This window comes from Pseudomonas sp. JH-2 (assembly GCF_036231725.1).
Taxonomy (GTDB): Bacteria; Pseudomonadota; Gammaproteobacteria; order Pseudomonadales; family Pseudomonadaceae; genus Pseudomonas; species Pseudomonas delhiensis.
Genome location: NZ_JAZAQP010000023.1, coordinates 1 through 17,296 on the forward strand (window position 1 = coordinate 1; position 17,296 = coordinate 17,296).

A 17,296-nucleotide genomic window follows, 5' to 3' on the forward strand; every position below is an offset into this window, starting at 1 on the left:
GCGGCGGCGCGCATGGGGCCGACGGTATGCGAGCTGGAGGGGCCGATACCGATCTTGAACAGGTCGAACACACTGATAGCCATGCCGGCCTCCGCAGGAACTGGGCTGATGCGGAGCGCCCGCGGGCACCCCTGATGCGGGGCATCATCGGCCCTCGGCCGGTGGAGCCGGCGTCCGGCACCGACTTGGCCTTATCCAAAAGCGCCGCGGCGTGCGACATGGGAAGAATCGTGCCAGTTGGTGTCGCTCATGCGACAAATAATTACGGATTTGAGACGCAGTCGATAGACAACATCAATCAGTCGACAGCCCCATATTTCGGGGTGTTTCATGATGAACGGTCGACGAACGGCTAGGGTTTCGCCTTCGGACCTGTGCTTGACCCCTCCCCGTAATTGCTAGAGGCTGACCTCATGAAGTGTCTTCTGTTGTCGCTGTTGGCGTTACCCGTTCTTTGCTCAGGCCTGGCCCAGGCCGCCGAACCACAGTCCTGCTCACTGGTCCGTTTCGCCGATGTCGGCTGGACCGACATCACCGTCACCACCGCCGTCACCCGCCTGGTGCTCAGCGAACAGGGCTACCGCACCAAGGTCGAGCGTCTCTCCGTTCCCGATACCTACAAGGCCATGGCCGAGAAGCGCATCGACGTCTTCCTCGGCAACTGGATGCCGAGCATGGCCGCGGACATCAAGCCCTACGCCGACAATGGCTCGGTGCAGACCGTGCGGGCCAACCTGGAGGGCGCCAAGTACACCCTCGCCGTTCCCCAGTACGCCTACGACGCCGGCCTGAAGAGCTTCGCCGACATCGCGAAGTTCAAGGAGCAGCTGGGCGGCCGGATCTACGGCATCGAACCGGGCAACGACGGCAACCAGCTGATCCGCAAGATGATCGCCGACAAGGCCTTCGGCCTGGGCGACTTCAAGCTGGTGGAGTCCAGCGAGGCCGACATGCTCGCCTCGGTGCGCCGCGCCGGCGCCCTCAAGCAGCCGATCGTCTTCCTCGGCTGGGAACCGCACCCGATGAACACCCGCCTGCAGATGCGCTACCTGGAAGGCGGCGATGCCTATTTCGGCCCGAACTACGGCGGTGCCACCGTCTACACCAACGTCAGGGCCGGCTATCTTGATGAATGCCCGAACGTCGCGCAGTTGCTGCGCAACCTGGAATTCGACCTGGCCATGGAGAACCGCCTGATGGACGCGGTGCTCAATGAACGGAGCAATCCGCGCCAGGCCGCCAAGGACTGGTTGCAGGCCAACCCGCAGGTGCGCGACGCCTGGCTCAAGGGCGTGCAGCCGCGCGCCCAGGCCCCGTCCAAGGCCGTCGTCCAGCAGTGAAGGCGACGTCCCCGGGCCGTCGGAACAGGGCCGTGGAACTGGATGCGACACCCCTGGTGCTGATTGCGACTTCGCCTGCACTGGTTGCGACGCACCCGGTATGCGGCGGATTTTTCCTGTTCCATGATCGTTTCCGAATCGACGAAGAAAGGGCCCGCGTCCCGGCGCGGCCCACCTAGAAACCCACGCAGATCGCCCTATCCCGCAGAGGAGTACGCTCATGAAAGGTTGCAAGTCTTTGCTGCTGGCAGTGTCCCTGAGTGCGCCGCTGGTGGTTCAGGCCGCTGAACCTGAGTCGTGCGGCACGGTTCGCTTCTCCGACGTCGGCTGGACCGACATCACCGTCACCACCGCGACCACTCGCCAGGTGCTGGAATCGCTCGGCTACACCACCAAGGTGAACATGCTTTCCGTGCCGGTGACCTACCGCTCGCTGGCGAACAAGGACCTCGACGTCTTCCTCGGCAACTGGATGCCGAGCATGGCCAACGACATCAAGCCCTACGCCGACAACGGCTCGGTGGAAACCGTGCGGGCCAACCTGGAGGGCGCCAAGTACACCCTGGCGGTCACCCAGGCCGCCTACGACGGCGGGCTGAAGAACTTCGCCGACATCGTCAAGTTCTCCGACAAGCTCGGCGGCAAGATCTACGGCATCGAGCCGGGCAACGACGGCAACCGCCTGGTCCAGGGCATGATCGACAAGAACCAGTTCGACCTCGGCAAGTTCAAGCTGGTGGAGTCCAGCGAGGCCGGGATGCTCTCGCAGGTGGGCCGTGCCGACCGGCGCAACCAGTGGATCGTGTTCCTGGGCTGGGAACCGCACCCGATGAACACCCGCTTCAAGATGCAGTACCTGCAGGGTGGCGATGACGTGTTCGGCCCCAACTACGGTGGCGCGACCATCTACACCAACGTGCGCAAGGGCTACGTCCAGGAATGCCCGAACGTCGGCAAGCTGCTGACCAACCTCACCTTCACCCTGGACATGGAAAACAAACTGATGGACGCCGTGCTCAACGGGGGCAAGAAGCCCGAGGACGCGGCCAAGGCCTGGTTGAAGGATCATCCGGAACTGCTCGATGCCTGGCTGGCTGGCGTCACCACGCGTGACGGCAAGCCGGCGCTCGCCGCGGCCAAGGTCGCTTTCGCCAAGTGACCTCGGCCGGTCGCTTCCACCTTGCTTGATGGGCCCGCACTATGTTTCTGACTGAACACAAGATCCCCCTCGGTGAGCACATCGCCGCCTTCGTCGACTGGCTCACCCGCCATGGCTCGGCGGTCTTCGACAAGATCTCGGATGTCCTCGAGTTCCTCATCCACGGTGTCACCGGCGGCCTGCTGTGGTTCCACCCGCTGCTGCTCACCGCGATCATGGTGGGCCTGGTGCACTTCATCCAGCGCAGCATCGGCCTGACCCTGTTCGCTCTGGCCTCGCTGCTGCTGATCCTCAACCTGGGCTACTGGCAGGAGACCATGGAGACCCTCGCCCAGGTCATCTTCGCCACCCTGGTGTGCGTCGCCATCGGCGTGCCCCTGGGCATACTCGCGGCGCACAAGCCCTGGTTCTACACCGCGCTGCGGCCGCTGCTGGACCTGATGCAGACGGTGCCCACCTTCGTCTACCTGATCCCCACCCTGACGCTGTTCGGCCTGGGTGTGGTGCCGGGCCTGATCTCCACCGTGATCTTCGCCATCGCCGCGCCCATCCGCCTGACCTGCCTGGGTATCCAGGACGTGCCGGCGGAGCTGATGGACGCCGGCAAGGCCTTCGGCTGCTCACGCTGGCAGCTGCTGACCCGTATCGAACTGCCGCACGCCATGCCCAGCATCGGCGCCGGCATCACCCAGTGCATCATGCTGTCGTTGTCGATGGTGGTGATCTCCGCGCTGGTAGGCGCCGACGGCCTCGGCAAGCCGGTGGTGAACGCGCTGAACACCGCGGACATCTCCCTGGGCTTCGAGGCCGGCCTGGCCATCGTCCTGCTCGCCATCCTGCTCGACCGGGTGTGCAAGCAACGCTCGCTGCGGGGGAGGTAAGCACTATGTCAGCGATTCGCTTCGAACACGTGGATGTGATCTTCGGCACCCACACCAAGGAGGCCATCAAGCTGCTCGACCAGGGCATGGGCCGCGAGGAAATCCTCAAGCGCACCGGCCAGGTGCTCGGCGTGGAGGACGCCTGCCTGGACGTCAACCGTGGCGAGATCTGCGTGATGATGGGCCTGTCCGGCTCCGGCAAGTCGAGCCTGCTGCGCTGCATCAACGGCCTCAACAAGGTCAGCCGCGGCAAGCTGCTGATCGAGCACGAAGGCCAGCAGGTGGACATCGCCAGCTGCTCGCCGGCGACGCTCAAGACCATGCGTACCAAGCGCATCGCCATGGTCTTCCAGAAGTTCGCCCTGATGCCCTGGCTGACCGTGGCCGAGAACATCGGCTTCGGCCTGGAGATGCAGGGCCGCCCGGCCAACGAGCGGAAGAAGGTGATCGACGAAAAGCTCGAGCTGGTGGGCCTGTCGCAGTGGCGCGACAAACGCCCGGACTCGCTCTCCGGCGGCATGCAGCAGCGCGTCGGCCTGGCCCGCGCGCTGGCCATGGACGGCGACATCCTGCTGATGGACGAACCCTTCTCGGCCCTCGACCCGCTGATCCGCCAGCAGCTGCAGGACGAACTGCTGGTGCTGCAACGGCAACTGCACAAGACCATCGTCTTCGTCAGCCACGACCTCGACGAGGCGCTGAAGATCGGCACCCGCATCGCCATCATGAAGGACGGCCGCATCATCCAGCACGGCAAGCCCGAGGAGATCGTGCTGAGCCCGGCGGACGAGTACGTGCGCACCTTCGTCGCCCACACCAACCCGCTCAACGTGCTGTGCGGCTCCAGCCTGATGCGCGGCCTGGACCAGTGCCGCCGGCAGGACGGCGAGGTGTGCTTCGACCAGGGCCGCGACTGCTGGATCGGCCTCACCGAGACCAACCAGATCAAGACCGCGCGCCAGGGCAGCAACATCATCGACCTGCAGCAATGGCGCCCGGGCGACGCGGTGGAGAGGCTCAAGCACGAGCCGACCCTGGTGGACGTCAACATCCGCATGCGCGACGCCCTGCAGATCCGCTACCAGACCGGCCACAAGCTGGTCCTGCAAGAGCAGAGCCGCGTGGTCGGGGTGCTCGGCGACAGCGAGCTGTACCACGCGCTGCTGGGCAAGAACCTGGGCTGACGGGGCCGAGGAAGCGAAGACGCCGGGCAGATGCCCGGCGTTTTCGTTTTGCGTTGGAGCTTCCGTAGGGCGAATAACCGTTCGCGGTTATCCGCCGATAGCCCTGGCGCGGGGTCGACGGCGGATAACGCCTGGGGCGTTATGCGCCAAATCGCGGACAGAGTCCGCTCCTACGGTTCCAGGAAGCACGGTCGTGGGAGCGGACTTCGTCCGCGATGGCCGGAATCACCGGCACGGATCGCGGATGAATCCGCTCCTACGGGTGCCCGGCTGCCGGGGCGGCCTTGAGGTCGGCCAGGCCTTTCAACAATGCCGCGTGGAACGCCTGCGGGTCCTGGATCTGCGGCGCGTGGCCGAGCTTGTCGAACTCCACCAGGGTGGCGTGGGGGATGGCCTGGGCGGTGCGCTTGCCCAGCTCGGCGTAGTTGCCCAGCTTGGCGCGCAGCGGCTCGGGGGCGATGTCCTTGCCGATCGCGGTGTTGTCTTGGGTACCGATCATCAGCAGGGTGGGCGCCTGGATCTGGCCGAACTCGTAGAGCACCGGCTGGGTGAAGATCATGTCGTACTGCAGCGCCGAGTTCCACGCCACGCGCTCGTGGCCGGAGCCGTTGTAGAGGCCGGCGAGCATGTTCACCCACTTGTCGTATTCCGGCTTCCACTGGCCGGCGTAGTAGGTGGCCTGCTCGTACTTGCGGATGCCCTCGGCGCTGGTCTTCAGCTCGCGCTCGTACCACTGGTCCGGGGTGCGGTAGGGCACGCCCAGGGCCTTCCAGTCCTCCAGGCCGATGGGGTTGACCAGCACCAGCTGCTCGACCTGCTGCGGGTACATCAGCGCGTAGCGCGCGGCCAGCATGCCGCCGGTGGAGTGGCCGAGCAGCGTCACCTTGTGCAGCCTGAGCTTGTCCAGCAAGGCGTGGGTGTTGCTGGCCAGCTGCTGGAAGCTGTACTGGTAGTGCTCCGGCTTGGTGGACTTGCAGAAGCCGATCTGGTCCGGCGCCACCACCCGGTAGCCGGCGGCGCTTAGGGCGGCGATGCTGGCCTCCCAGGTGCCGGCGCAGAAGTTCTTGCCGTGCAGCAGCACCACCGCGCGGCCGTTGGGCTTGGCCGGCTTCACGTCGATGTAGGCCATGTGCACGTGCTTGCCCTGGGAGGCGAAGCTGAAGTGCCCCACCGGGTAGGCGTAGTTGAAGCGTTCCAGTTCGGGACCGTAGGTTGGCCGGGTATCGGCGGCCTGCAGCGGCAGGGCGGCGGCCAGCAGCAGGGCGGGGAGCCAGCGTCGGAACATGGGGTTTCCTCGGGAGGGCGTGGGGAATGCCCTAGCATGCCTGGGGAGGGCCAGGGCTGGGAAGGGCGTGGGTGCCATCGCGCCAGGCGAATGGCGCGGGTGGGGCGGCGTAGGAGCGGATCTTATCCGCGAATCGCGCCCGGGGGTTCCGGCTATCGCGGACAAGGTCCGCTCCTACCATTCCGGTGGGCACGGCTTCTCGTAGGAGCGAGCTTGCTCGCGAATGAGCCCCGCAGCGGAGTCTGTTCGCGAGCAAGCTCGCTCCTACGAAGAGCCCCTCGGCGTAGCCGGTTAGACAGTTGCTGGACTCCCCCGTAGGAGCGGACTCCGTCCGCGATGGATGGGTGTCCGGGCGATCGGCGTTTCAGGCGGGCCCGTCGCGGGTCAGCCAGTCGATGAACAGCGAGAACAGCTCCGCCTGGGAGTTGATCTCGAGCTTGGTGTAGAGGTGCTTGCGGTGCATGCGCACCGTCTCCGGCGAGATGTCCAGCACCCGCGCACTGGACTTCACCGAGTGGCCGCGCAGCAGCAGGTGGGCGATTTCCCGTTCGCGCTCGGTCAGGCAGTCGCCGCCGAAGTTCATGAAGGCTTCGCGGATGTGCCGGTTCAGCGCCGCCGCCGGTTGCGCGCCGGCGTCGCCGCCGGCCAGCAGCAGGTCGAGGCCGCCGCGGCTCTCGAACTGCCGGCACAGCTCGCGCACCAGCGGCAGGGCGGCGCGCAGCAGCTCGGTCTGCGCCTCGCTGAAGCGCGCGCCGCTGCGGCCCTGGTACACGCACAGGGAGAGCTTGCGCTGGGCGTCGAGGTCGACGATGTAGTGGCTGTCTTCCACCGAGCCGCACTTGAGGTAGTAGGTCTTGTAGTACTCGCTGGCGAAGAAGTCGTCCGGGGCGATTTCCGCCAGCGGGTAGAAGCCTTCGGCCAGGCCGCCCTCGATGGCCAGGCAGAAGGGGTCGAGCAGGTAGCCGCGGGCGTAGTAGCGCTCGGTCAGCGGCTCGCGGTAGGCCTCGGGGATGCCGTGCTGGAACAGGTGGCGCGGCGGCTGGCCCTTGCGCTCCAGGCCGAACAGCGAGGACTCGATGGGCACCAGCGCGTTCAGCGCCTCCACCAGGCGCGCCGGGAATTCCGCCGTGGCCACCGCGGCCATGGCGCGCGCCAGCCCCGCATGCCAGGCATGCAGGGCCGGGCTGTTGAGTGGGGCATCGAGTGGGGTGGCCGGTGTGCTCATGGTCGGCAGCATACGGCCGCCGCCGACCAGCTGCAAAGCGCCGCGTCCGCGCATCAATGCCCCGCGTAGTCGCCGCTGCGCTTGAGGTCCTCGGCGGTCTCGAGGATGGCCTCGCGCAGGGTGTCGACCACTTCGTCGACCTGCTCGCGGGTGATGGTCAGCGGCGGCGACATCACGTTCAGGTGCACGATCGGGCGCACCAGCAGCCCCCGGGCCTGGGCCCGCAGGTGGATCTTCTCGCCGATGTTCAGTTCCTCCGGGAATAGCGTCTTGCTGCGCTTGTCGGCGACGAACTCAACGCAGGCCATCAGCTTCTGGCAGCGCACGTCGCCCACCAGCGGTAGCCCGGCCAGTTCCTGCAGGCGCTGCTCCAGGTAGGCGCCGACGTCCTTGACGTGCTCCAGCAGGTTCTCGCGCTGGATGATCTCGATGTTCTTCAGCGCCGAGATGCAGCTCACCGGGTGCCCGCTGTAGGTGAAGCCGTGGCTGAAGCAGCGGCCCTGGTTCGGCTCGGCGATGACCTTCCAGATTCTGTCGGAGAAGATGCACGCGCCCAGCGGCAGGTAGCCGGAGGTCAGGCCCTTGGCGGTGGTGATGATGTCCGGCTGCATGCCGAACACGTCCTCGGAGGCGAAGAAGGCGCCCAGGCGGCCGAAGGAGGTCACCACCTCGTCGGCGACGTAGAGCAGGTCGTACTTCCGGCACACCTCCCACATGCGCTTGTGGTAGCCCTTCGGCGGGATGATCACGCCGCCCGAGCCCATGATCGGCTCGGCGAAGAAGGCCGCGACCTTGTCGGCGCCAAGTTCCAGGATCTTGTCCTCGAACTCCTTGACCAGGAATTCCAGGAAGTCCGCCTCGGTCATGCCCTCCGGCGCGCGGTAGGGGTTGGGGCAGGAGATGTGGTGGATGAGGTCCTTGAGGAAGTCGAACTCGGCCGGGTGGTCGGCGACCTTGCCGCCCAGGGACATGGTCAGGAAGGTGGAGCCGTGGTAGGCGTTGACGCGGCTGATGATGTGCTTCTTGGCGTGCTTGCCGCGGCAGTTCTGGTAGTACTGGATCAGCCGGTAGGCGGTGTCCACCGCGGTGGAGCCGCCGGTGGTGAGGAACACGTGGTCGAGGTCGCCCGGGGCCAGTTTGGCGAGCTTCTCGCAGAGCTGGATGGCGGTGACGTTGGCCATGTCGCAGAAGGGGTTGGAGTAGGCCAGCTGGCGCACCTGCCCGGCGATGGCCTCGGCCATCTCCTCGCGGCCCAGGCCGATGTTGGTGCACCACATGCCGCCCACGGCGTCCAGGTAGCGGTTGCCCTTGGTGTCGTAGATGTAGGCGCCTTCGCCCGCGGCTATGTTCAGCGCGCCGTTCTCGCGGTGGTCGTCGAACACGTGGTAGCCGTGGACGTAGTGGGCCTTGTCGGCGGCGACCAGCTTTTCGTCGTCGAACTGGGCGAAGAAGGCGGCGGATGGGGTGGTCATGGCAGTACCTCGATAGTGCGGTTTCAACTCGTTAATTCCGTTTCCCTCTCCCCAGCCCTCTCCCCGAAGGGAGAGGGCTGGGGAGAGGGGGCTCTTGAAAGTCAGCTCATCAGGTCCCGGTCTTCACCGCATTCCACGTCCGGGTGATCAGCCGCGTGGCCTTGGGCCCCTGGACCTTCTGGGTGAACAGCCGCGAGCGCGTCTCGGCGTCCGGGTAGATCGCCGGGTCGTCGCGCACCTCGGTGGCCAGCAGCGGCTTGGCCGCGATGTTGCTGCTGGCGTAGCGGATGTAGTCGCTGACGTCGGCGGCCACCTTCGGCTGCAGCATGTATTCGATGAACTTGTGGGCGTTGGCCACGTGGGGCGCGTCGGCCGGGATGTAGAAGTCGTCGAACCAGATCAGCGAGCCTTCCTTGGGCACGAAGTAGCCCAGCTTGACCTTGGCCCCGGCCTCGTCGGCGCGGGCCTGGGCGGTGGCGTAGTCGCCGGACCAGGTCATGGCCATGCACTGGTCGCCGTTGGCCAGGCCGTTGAGGTAGCTGGTGGAGTCGAACTTGCGGATGTAGGGTCGGATCGACTGCAGCAGCGCCTGGGCGGCCTTGAGGTCCTCGGGGTTGGCGCTGTTCGGGTCGCGCTTGAGGTAGGCCAGGGCCAGGGGGATGACGTCGGTGGGCGAGTCGATGATGGTCACCCCGCAGTCGGCGAATTTCGACACCACCTTGGGATCGAACAGCATCGCCAGCGAGCCGATGGGCGCGTCGGGCATGCGCTGCTTGATCTTGTCGATGTTGTAGGTGATGCCGTTGCTGCCCCAGGTATAGGGCGCCGAGTACTGCACGCCCGGGTCATAGTGGTCCAGGTGCTTGAGCACCTCGGGGTCGAGATTGTTCCAGCTGGGCAGCCGGCTCTTGTCCAGCGGCTGGAACACCCCGGCCTTGAGCAGCGGCGGCACCAGCGCGGCGTTGAGCACCACCAGGTCGTAGCCGGAGCGGCCGGGCAACAGCTTGCCCTGCACCGTCTCGTAGGAGTCGTAGGTGTCGTAGACCACCTTGATCCCGGTGGCCTTCTCGAAGTCGGCGATGGTGTGCTCGCCGATGTAGTCGGACCAGTTGTACAGCCTCAGCGTGTTGGCGCCGTTGGCGTCCGCGGCCTGGCCGAGCAAGGGGCTCAGCGCCAGGGCCGTGCCCAGGATCGCTGCGAAGGGTTTGTACATGTCACTCCCACCTGTGGTTGTTTTCGAGGGTCGTGTCGGCTGTGGCCACTGTCCGCCGCCGGCCTTCGCCGGGCCATTCCCCGAATGGGTGGGTGGGGCTGGTATGCTGTTGCACATTCGTTCAGATTGGCGGCCTCGGACACAGGAGCGGCAGGCGATGAACCAGGCAGTGCGCTTTTCCCGGCTGGAACCCGAGCAGCGCAAGGCGCTGCTGATCGAGGCCACCCTGGCGTGCCTGAAGCAGCACGGCTTCCAGGGCGCGTCCATCCGCAAGATCTGCGCCGAGGCCGGGGTTTCGGTGGGGCTGATCAACCACCACTACGCGGGCAAGGACGAACTGGTCGCCGAGGCCTACCTGACGGTCACCGGGCGCGTCATGCAGCTGCTGCGCGAGGCCATCGACCAGGCTGCGCCGGATGCCCGCGCGCGCCTCTCGGCGTTCTTCCGCGCCTCGTTCAGCGCCGAACTGCTCGACCCCCAGCTGCTCGACGCCTGGCTGGCGTTCTGGGGCGCGGTGAAGACCGCCGAGGCGATCAACCGCGCCCACGACCATTCCTACGGCGAGTACCGGGCCCTGCTGGCCCAGGCGCTGGACCAGCTGGCCGAGGAGGAGGGCTGGGCCGACTTCGACGCCGACCTCGCCGCCATCGCCCTGTCGGCCATGCTCGACGGGCTGTGGCTGGAATCCGGGCTGAACCCCAACACCTTCACCCCCGAGCAGGGCGTCCAGGTCTGCGAGGCCTGGGTCGACGGCCTGCAGGCCGGCGGGCGGCAGCGCTTCAGCCGTCGGCCGGCGGACTGTTGATCGGCCGTTCAGCAATCGCTACTCTGCGCCGGCCCCTGGGAAATTTCCCGCAGGCGTCCATCCTCTAATAAGAAATCCGCCGCGACCTCGCCGGCGGCCGCAGCAGGGTATTGGCGATGGCTCCCCGTGTACTGATCGTCGACGACGATCCGCTGATCCGCGAACTCCTCCAGTCCTACCTCGTCGGCGAGGGCTACGAGGTGGCCTGCGCCAGCACCGCCGAACAGGCCGAGGCCAGCCTGGCCGACGCCGAGCAGGGCGGCCCGCCATTCGACCTGGTGCTGCTGGACATCCGCCTGCCCGGCAAGGACGGCCTGACCCTGACCCGCGAACTGCGGGTGCGCTCGGAGGTGGGCATCATCCTCATCACCGGGCGCAACGACGACATCGACCGCATCGTCGGCCTGGAATGCGGCGCCGACGACTACGTGATCAAGCCGCCGAACCCGCGCGAGCTGGTGTCGCGGGCGAAGAACCTGATCCGCCGCGTGCGCCACGCCCGCGCCCCGGCCGCGGCGACGCCGGCGCGCCAGCCGCTCAAGCGCTTCGCCCACTGGCGCCTGGACGCCGACCGCCGGCGCCTGGTCGACCGCGACGGCAGCGAAACCCCGCTGACCCACGGCGAGTTCCAGCTGCTCAGCGTGTTCCTGCGCAACAGCGGCCACACCTTGAGCCGCGACCAGCTGATGGACCAGATCCGCAACCGCGAATGGCTGCCCAACGACCGCTCCATCGACGTGCTGGTTGGCCGCCTGCGCCGCAAGCTGCGCGACGACCCGGCCGAGCCGGAGCTGATCATCACCATCCACGGCGCCGGCTACCTGTTCACCGCCGCCCCCAGCGACGCCTGAGCATGCGCTGGCTGGCCCTGCTCGCCCTGACCCTGTGTGGTTTGGCGCCGGCCGCCGAGCGCGTGCGCTACTGCGACTACCCGGTGTACCCGCCGGTGTCCTGGAGCGACGGCCACGAGGTGCGCGGGCTGGCGCCGCAGGTGGTGAAGAGCGTGCTCGGCGGGCTCGGCTACGAGGTGCAGGTGGTGGTGCTGGGCAACTGGAAACGCTGCCTGCTGGACGCCGCCGCCGGGCGCGTCGACGTGGTGCTGGCCTACCGCACCGAGCAGCGCGACCAGGGCCTGGCCTTCGCCGAGGCGCCGGTGCTGCGCGAGGAAGTGGCGCTGTTCTACAACCGCCGCAAGCCGGTGCGCTTCCAGGGCCTGGACGACCTCTCCCGCTACCGCGGCGGGTTGCTCTTCGGCGAGAGCTACGGCGCCGGGTTCGACCGCTTCGTCGCCAGCCACGACAACATCGAGTACGTCTCCGACAGCCGGCAGAACTTCGGCAAGCTGATCCGCCAGCGCATCGACTTCATCCCCTACGAGCGGCGCACCGGACGGCTGTTCGTCGAGCGCCTGCCGGGCGGCGCGGACATAGTGGACGCGCCGCGGCCGATCACCGTCGACTACCTGCGCCTGGCGGTGTCGCGGCATTCGCCGCTGCAGGCCCGCCTGGGCGAGATAGACGCCGCGCTGCGCCGTCTGCAGGCCGACGGCAGCCTGGCGCGCTGGCTGGACGAAAGCGAGCGCGACTACCGCGCCATGCTCGCCGCCGGGGCGCAGCCGTGAGGGCCCTGCGCGCCCCCGGCCCGCTGGCGCGGCGCCTGCTGCTACGGGTGCTGGCCTTCAGCCTGTGCTTCACCCTGCTGGCCGGCGCCGTGCAGCTGTACCTGGAATACCGCCGCGAGATGCGCGACATCGAGACCCGCCTGGAGCTGATCCGCAGCGGCTACCTGGCCAGCTTCGAGCGCAGCCTGTGGGACCTCAACCAGGCCCAGCTCAACGTACAGCTGCACGGCCTGGTGGACTTCCCCGACATCGCCTGGGCCAGCCTGGCCAGCGCCGACTTCAACCTTGTCCAGGGCGACATCCAGGCCCCCGGCCCGCTGCGCGTCGAGCACTTCCCGCTCAGCTACCAGCCGCCGGACGGCGAATCGCGGGCCCTCGGCGAGCTGGCCGTGGCCATCGACCTGGGCGCCATCTACCGCCGCCTGTGGCTCGGCGGGCTGAGCAACCTGCTGTGGATGGGCCTGTTCCTCTGCGGCCTGGCGGTGGCCCTGAGCTGGCTGTTCCACAAGCTGGTGACGCGCCACCTGGAGCGCATGGCCGAGTTCGCCGGGCGCATGGCCGGCGGCGACCTGCAGCAGCCGCTGCGGCTGGACAAGCGCATCCGCGCCGAGGACGACGAGCTGGACACCGTGGCCCACGCCCTCGACGACATGCGCCAGGCCCTGCGCGAGGAACGCGACGAACTGCAGCGCCAGGTCGAGCGGCGCACCGCCAGCCTGCGCCGGGCCAAGGACGAGGCCGAGGCGGCCAACGAGGCGAAGACGCGCTTCCTGGCCACCATGAGCCACGAGATCCGCACCCCGCTCAATGGCATCCTCGGCATGGCCGAGCTGCTGCGCGACGCGCCCCTGGGCGAGCTGGAGCGCAAGCGCCTGCACGCCCTGCACAAGGCCGGCGAAGGCTTGCTGGCGGTGCTCAACGAAGTGCTGCACTTCGCCAAGCTGGAGGACGGCGCCAGCCTGCCGGAGCCGGTGGACTTCGACCTCGGCGAACTGCTCGACGAGGTGCTGACGCTGCTGGAGCCGCGCGCGGCAGCCAATGCCACAGTGCTCTCCTTGCGCCTGGACGCGGCCGTGCGCCGCCGTTGCCGCGGCGCCGGGCAGTTCCTCCGCCAGGTCCTGAGCAACCTGGTGGCCAACGCGGTGAAGTTCACCGAGGAGGGCGAGGTGCGCCTGGAAGTGACGCTGCTGGCGCAACGGGGCGAGGCCCAGCGCCTGCGCTTCGCCGTGGTCGACGACGGCATCGGCATTCCCGCGGCGGTGCAGGCGCGCATCTTCGAACGCTTCACCCAGGCCAGCGAGGAAGTCACCCGGCGCTACGGCGGCAGCGGCCTGGGCCTGGCCATCAGCAAGCGCCTGGTGGAGGCCATGGGCGGCCGCATTGGCGTGCGCAGCGTGGAAGGCGAGGGCAGCACCTTCTGGTTCGAGGTCGAGCTGCAAGCCGCGCTGGCCCCCATGGCGGAACCGCGGGCGGCGCCGCGCAGCGAGCGTGCCCTGAGCGTGCTGCTGGTGGAAGACGTGCCGCTCAACCGCGAAGTGGCCCAGGGCCTGCTGGAGCGCGACGGCCACCGGGTACGCCTGGCCGAGGACGCCGACCCGGCCCTGGCCGCCTGCCGCGAACAGGCCTTCGACCTGATCCTGCTGGACATGCACCTGCCGGGCCTCGGCGGCATCGAGCTGTGCCAGGCGATCCGCGCCCAGGCCGACGGCCGCAACCGCGAGACGCCGATCCTGGCCTTCACCGCCAGCGTGCAACCGGCCCTGGTGCGCCGCTACTTCGACGCCGGCATGCAAGGCGTGCTGGCCAAGCCGCTGCGCCTGGACGATCTGCGCCGCGCCCTGGCCAACCTGCACGCGCCTGCGCCCGAGCCGGCAACGGACGGGGCGATCGACGCGCAGGTGCTGGCGACCCACCGCGAACTGCTGGGCGAGCACCGGGTGAACGAACTGCTGGGCGTGCTGCGCGACCTGCTGGCGCAACAGCTGCCGCTGCTGCACGAAGCCATCCGCGCCGGCGACGCCAGCGAGGCCGCCGGCCTGGCCCACCGCCTGGCGGGCAGCTGCCATTCCATGGGCCTGCGCGGCCTGGGCGAATGCCTGCACGGCCTGGAAGAAGCGGCCCAGGCCGGCGAGCCGCTGCAAGCCTGGAGCAAAAGACTCGACACGCAACTCAGCGCCGCCAGGACGCACCTCCTGTAGGAGCGAGCTTGCTCGCGAACGGATCCCCCGGCGGCTGCGGTGCCATGCGGTTCGCGAGCAAGCTCGCTCCTACGAAAGGCACAGAATGCGCAGACCCAGCAGGGAGGCACGCGCATCCAGCAGGCACGGACAGTCCCCTCTCCCTGAAGGGAGAGGGGGCCGTTCGGCAGGCTTGGATGTTTCGGAGTCAGCCGGACGTTGTCCCGAGGGCGTGGGGACTAGCCCGCTACAAATTCCTTACAGCTTTTTACATCTTCGATCCCGCCGTTCAACGCGACCTTACATCCCCTTCGAATAATCCGGCGGTATCCGTGCCCGAGCCACGGCCTCTGACTGATTGGAGATAACAACAATGATCCAACGTAGAGTTCCGCTGCGCCGCGCCCGCCGTCTGCCGGGGGTGCGCCATGTCTGATTCGAAGCTCCAGCTCTCCCGCGCGCTCAAGAGCCGCCACATCTTCATGCTGTCCCTCGGCGGGGTGATCGGCACCGGCTTGTTCATGGGCGCCGGCGTCACCATCAACCAGGGCGGCCCGGCCGGCGCCGTGCTGGCCTACCTGGTGGCCGGCCTGCTGATGTATCTGGTGATGGTCTGCCTGGGCGAGCTGTCGGTGCAGATGCCCGTCTCCGGTTCCTTCCAGGCCCACGCCACACGCTTCATCGGCCCGGCCACCGGGTTCATGATCGGCTGGGTGTACTGGATGAGCTGGGCCTCCACCGTCGGCCTGGAATTCACCGCCGCCGGCATGCTGATGACGCGCTGGTTCCCCGAGGTGCCGATCTGGATCTGGTCGGGCTTCTTCGTGGTCGTGCTGTTCTCCCTCAACGCCCTGGCCACCCGCGCCTTCGGCGAGGCCGAGTACTGGTTCGCCGGGATCAAGGTGGCGGCCATCCTCGCCTTCATCATCGTCGGCGTGCTGGTGATCTTCGGCGGCATCCACCTGAACGACGGCGCGCCGGCGCCGGGGCTGGACAACCTGGTCGGCGACAGCCTGTTCCCCAACGGCCTGTCGGCGGTGTTCGCGGTGATGATGACGGTGGTCTACGCCTTCCAGGGCTGCGAGATCATGGGCGTGGCCGCCGGCGAGACCGACCAGCCGGAGAAGAGCATCCCCCGCGCCGTGCGCAACGTGGTGTTCCGCGTGCTGATCTTCTACGTCCTGGCGGTCCTCGTGCTGGCCGCCATCATCCCCTGGCAGAAGGCCGGGCTGGTGGAGAGCCCCTTCGTGCAGGTGTTCGACATGGTCGGCATCCCCTACGCGGCGGACCTGATGAACTTCGTCATCCTCACCGCCATCCTCTCGGTGGGCAACTCCGGCCTGTACGCCTCCACGCGCATCCTCTGGGCCATGTCCAGGACCGGCATGGCGCCCAAGGGCCTGTCGAAGCTCAGCGCCCGCGGCGTGCCGCTGTACGCGCTGCTGATCAGCCTGGCCTTCGCCCTGCTCTCGCTGCTGACCAGCGTTGTCGCCGCCGACACCCTGTTCATGGTGCTGATGGCGGTGAGCGGGATGGCCGGCACCGTGACCTGGATCGTCATCGCCTACGCCCAGTACCGCTTCCGCCGCGAGCACATGGCCAAGGGGGGCAGCGTCAAGGACCTGAAGTACGCCGCGCCGCTGTTCCCGCTGATCCCCCTGGCCTGCATAGCGATCTGCTGCTCGCTGTTCGTGTTCCTGGCCATGGACCCGACCCAGCGCCCGTCGCTGTACTGGGGCTTCGGCTTCATCGCCGCGTGCTACCTGGCCTACTACGTGCTCAAGCGCAAGCGCCCGCAGCTGGCCAGCGAGGCAGTGCCGAGCATCGGTTGAACCCATGCCGCAGACAAAAGCCCCGCTTTGCGGGGCTTTTGATTTTCTGTAGGAGCGGGCCCTGCCCGCGATTCGCGCGCAGGGCGCGCTCCTACAAAAGCCAGCCGTACCGGCATTTGTTCGAAGTTGTAACAGACTCTCCCGCCACACCCCTCCTGAACCCCACAGCCCCCGCACCACGCGGCCTTCCCGCCGTCCGGCGGGGCGTTACAAGCTCCCCATTCGGGTGCATTGCCGTCTTGTTGAACACTTGTTTAGTATGGTGGCCAACACCGCCCTCATGCGACAACAACAACGAGGCCAGCATGACTCACGCATCCCCGCTCAGCCGGGTCCAGGACGGCATCGCCTGGATCACCCTGAACCGCCCCGAACAGCGCAACGCGCTGGACATCCCGACGCTGAAGAACCTGCACGCCCTGCTCGACGCCTTCGAGGCCGACCCGGCCGTGCGCGTCATCGTGCTGACCGGCGAGGGCCGCAGCTTCTGCGCCGGCGCCGACCTCGCCGAATGGGCCGAGGCCGAGGCCCGCGGCGAACTGGAAACCTACGGCTGGACCGAGACCGCCCACGCCCTGATGCGCCGCCTGCACGGCCTGGACAAGCCGACCATCGCCGCCGTCAACGGCACCGCCGTCGGCGCCGGGATGGACCTGACGCTGTGCTGCGACTTCCGCGTCGCCGGCGCCAGCGCGCGCTTCAAGGCCGGCTACACCGGCATGGCCTACTGCCCGGACGCTGGCGCCAGCTGGCACCTGCCGCGGCTGATCGGCAGCGAGGCGGCCAAGCGCCTGCTGTTCCTCGACGAGCTGTGGAATGCCGAACGCGCCCTGGCTGCCGGCCTGGTCGGCGAAGTGGTCGCCGACGAGCGACTGCTGGCCAGTGTCGGCGAGTTCGCCGCGCGCCTGGCCGCCGGCCCGACCTTCGCCTTCGCCCAGACCAAGCGCCTGATCCGCGATGGCGCCGGCCGCACCCTGGCCCAGCAACTGGAAGCCGAGCAGGCCGCCGGGCTGCTCTGCGGGTGCAGTGAGGATGCCGCCGAGGCCCTGCGCGCCGTGGCCGAGAAACGTTCCCCCCAATTCCAAGGCCGTTGAGCGGCGAG

15 protein-coding genes are annotated in these 17,296 nt (G+C 67.9%); 10 read left to right on the plus strand and 5 right to left on the minus strand.

All coding sequences use genetic code 11. From position 1 onward, the window contains the following. On the minus strand, positions 1 to 83 hold an 83-nt coding region (locus VV867_RS16820), incomplete at its 3' end, for a serine dehydratase beta chain (RefSeq protein ID WP_328567088.1). Positions 84 to 464: 381 nt separating this feature from the next. Here VV867_RS16820 and VV867_RS16825 point away from each other — a divergent pair. The 4 genes from VV867_RS16825 to choV all read left to right on the plus strand — a co-directional run bounded on the left by VV867_RS16825 (position 465) and on the right by choV (position 4,564). After that, on the plus strand, positions 465 to 1,340 hold the full coding sequence (locus tag VV867_RS16825; RefSeq protein WP_425343481.1) for a choline ABC transporter substrate-binding protein: 876 nt from the start codon (positions 465 to 467) through the stop codon (positions 1,338 to 1,340). Between the two features lie 220 nt (positions 1,341 to 1,560). After that, positions 1,561 to 2,499: a choline ABC transporter substrate-binding protein gene (locus VV867_RS16830; RefSeq protein WP_109933582.1), complete on the plus strand. Its 939-nt coding sequence runs from the start codon at positions 1,561 to 1,563 to the stop codon at positions 2,497 to 2,499. Positions 2,500 to 2,540: 41 nt separating this feature from the next. Continuing rightward, complete coding sequence (choW, locus tag VV867_RS16835; RefSeq protein WP_009614795.1) at positions 2,541 to 3,380, plus strand: choline ABC transporter permease subunit; 840 nt, start codon at positions 2,541 to 2,543, stop codon at positions 3,378 to 3,380. Between the two features lie 5 nt (positions 3,381 to 3,385). Further along, entirely contained in the window at positions 3,386 to 4,564 is a 1,179-nt protein-coding gene (gene choV, locus VV867_RS16840) for a choline ABC transporter ATP-binding protein (protein ID WP_109933581.1), read from the plus strand. A gap of 256 nt (positions 4,565 to 4,820) precedes the next feature. Here the strand turns inward: choV and VV867_RS16845 are convergent, their stop codons facing one another. The 4 genes from VV867_RS16845 to VV867_RS16860 all read right to left on the minus strand — a co-directional run bounded on the left by VV867_RS16845 (position 4,821) and on the right by VV867_RS16860 (position 9,759). Beyond that, positions 4,821 to 5,849 (minus strand): alpha/beta fold hydrolase, encoded by a 1,029-nt coding sequence (locus VV867_RS16845; protein ID WP_328567038.1) that lies wholly within the window; start codon positions 5,847 to 5,849, stop codon positions 4,821 to 4,823. A 364-nt stretch (positions 5,850 to 6,213) separates the two neighbouring features. Next, positions 6,214 to 7,074, minus strand: coding sequence for a helix-turn-helix transcriptional regulator (locus tag VV867_RS16850; RefSeq protein ID WP_275630547.1), 861 nt, complete (start codon positions 7,072 to 7,074; stop codon positions 6,214 to 6,216). Between the two features lie 53 nt (positions 7,075 to 7,127). Beyond that, on the minus strand, positions 7,128 to 8,546 hold the full coding sequence (locus VV867_RS16855) for an aminotransferase (protein ID WP_328567039.1): 1,419 nt from the start codon (positions 8,544 to 8,546) through the stop codon (positions 7,128 to 7,130). 109 nt (positions 8,547 to 8,655) lie between these two features. Beyond that, positions 8,656 to 9,759, minus strand: a complete 1,104-nt coding sequence (locus tag VV867_RS16860) for a polyamine ABC transporter substrate-binding protein (protein WP_328567040.1) — start codon at positions 9,757 to 9,759, stop codon at positions 8,656 to 8,658. Positions 9,760 to 9,916: 157 nt separating this feature from the next. Here VV867_RS16860 and VV867_RS16865 point away from each other — a divergent pair, with 157 nt between their 5' ends. From VV867_RS16865 to VV867_RS16890, 6 genes are all read left to right on the plus strand, one after another. Next, positions 9,917 to 10,564 carry a TetR family transcriptional regulator C-terminal domain-containing protein gene (locus VV867_RS16865; protein WP_089393906.1) on the plus strand — a complete coding sequence of 216 codons (648 nt, stop codon included), beginning with the start codon at positions 9,917 to 9,919 and terminating at the stop codon, positions 10,562 to 10,564. Between the two features lie 110 nt (positions 10,565 to 10,674). After that, on the plus strand, positions 10,675 to 11,415 hold the full coding sequence (locus VV867_RS16870; RefSeq protein WP_275628044.1) for a response regulator: 741 nt from the start codon (positions 10,675 to 10,677) through the stop codon (positions 11,413 to 11,415). Positions 11,416 to 11,417: 2 nt separating this feature from the next. Then, positions 11,418 to 12,185: a substrate-binding periplasmic protein gene (locus VV867_RS16875; RefSeq protein ID WP_328567041.1), complete on the plus strand. Its 768-nt coding sequence runs from the start codon at positions 11,418 to 11,420 to the stop codon at positions 12,183 to 12,185. Further along, positions 12,182 to 14,383, plus strand: a complete 2,202-nt coding sequence (locus VV867_RS16880; RefSeq protein ID WP_328567042.1) for an ATP-binding protein — start codon at positions 12,182 to 12,184, stop codon at positions 14,381 to 14,383. The genes VV867_RS16875 and VV867_RS16880 overlap by 4 nt, the downstream gene beginning before the upstream one ends. 407 nt (positions 14,384 to 14,790) lie before the next feature. Further along, entirely contained in the window at positions 14,791 to 16,194 is a 1,404-nt protein-coding gene (locus VV867_RS16885; protein ID WP_328567043.1) for an amino acid permease, read from the plus strand. 305 nt (positions 16,195 to 16,499) lie between these two features. Continuing rightward, positions 16,500 to 17,288 carry an enoyl-CoA hydratase/isomerase family protein gene (locus VV867_RS16890; RefSeq protein WP_328567044.1) on the plus strand — a complete coding sequence of 263 codons (789 nt, stop codon included), beginning with the start codon at positions 16,500 to 16,502 and terminating at the stop codon, positions 17,286 to 17,288. Positions 17,289 to 17,296: the final 8 nt, after the last annotated feature.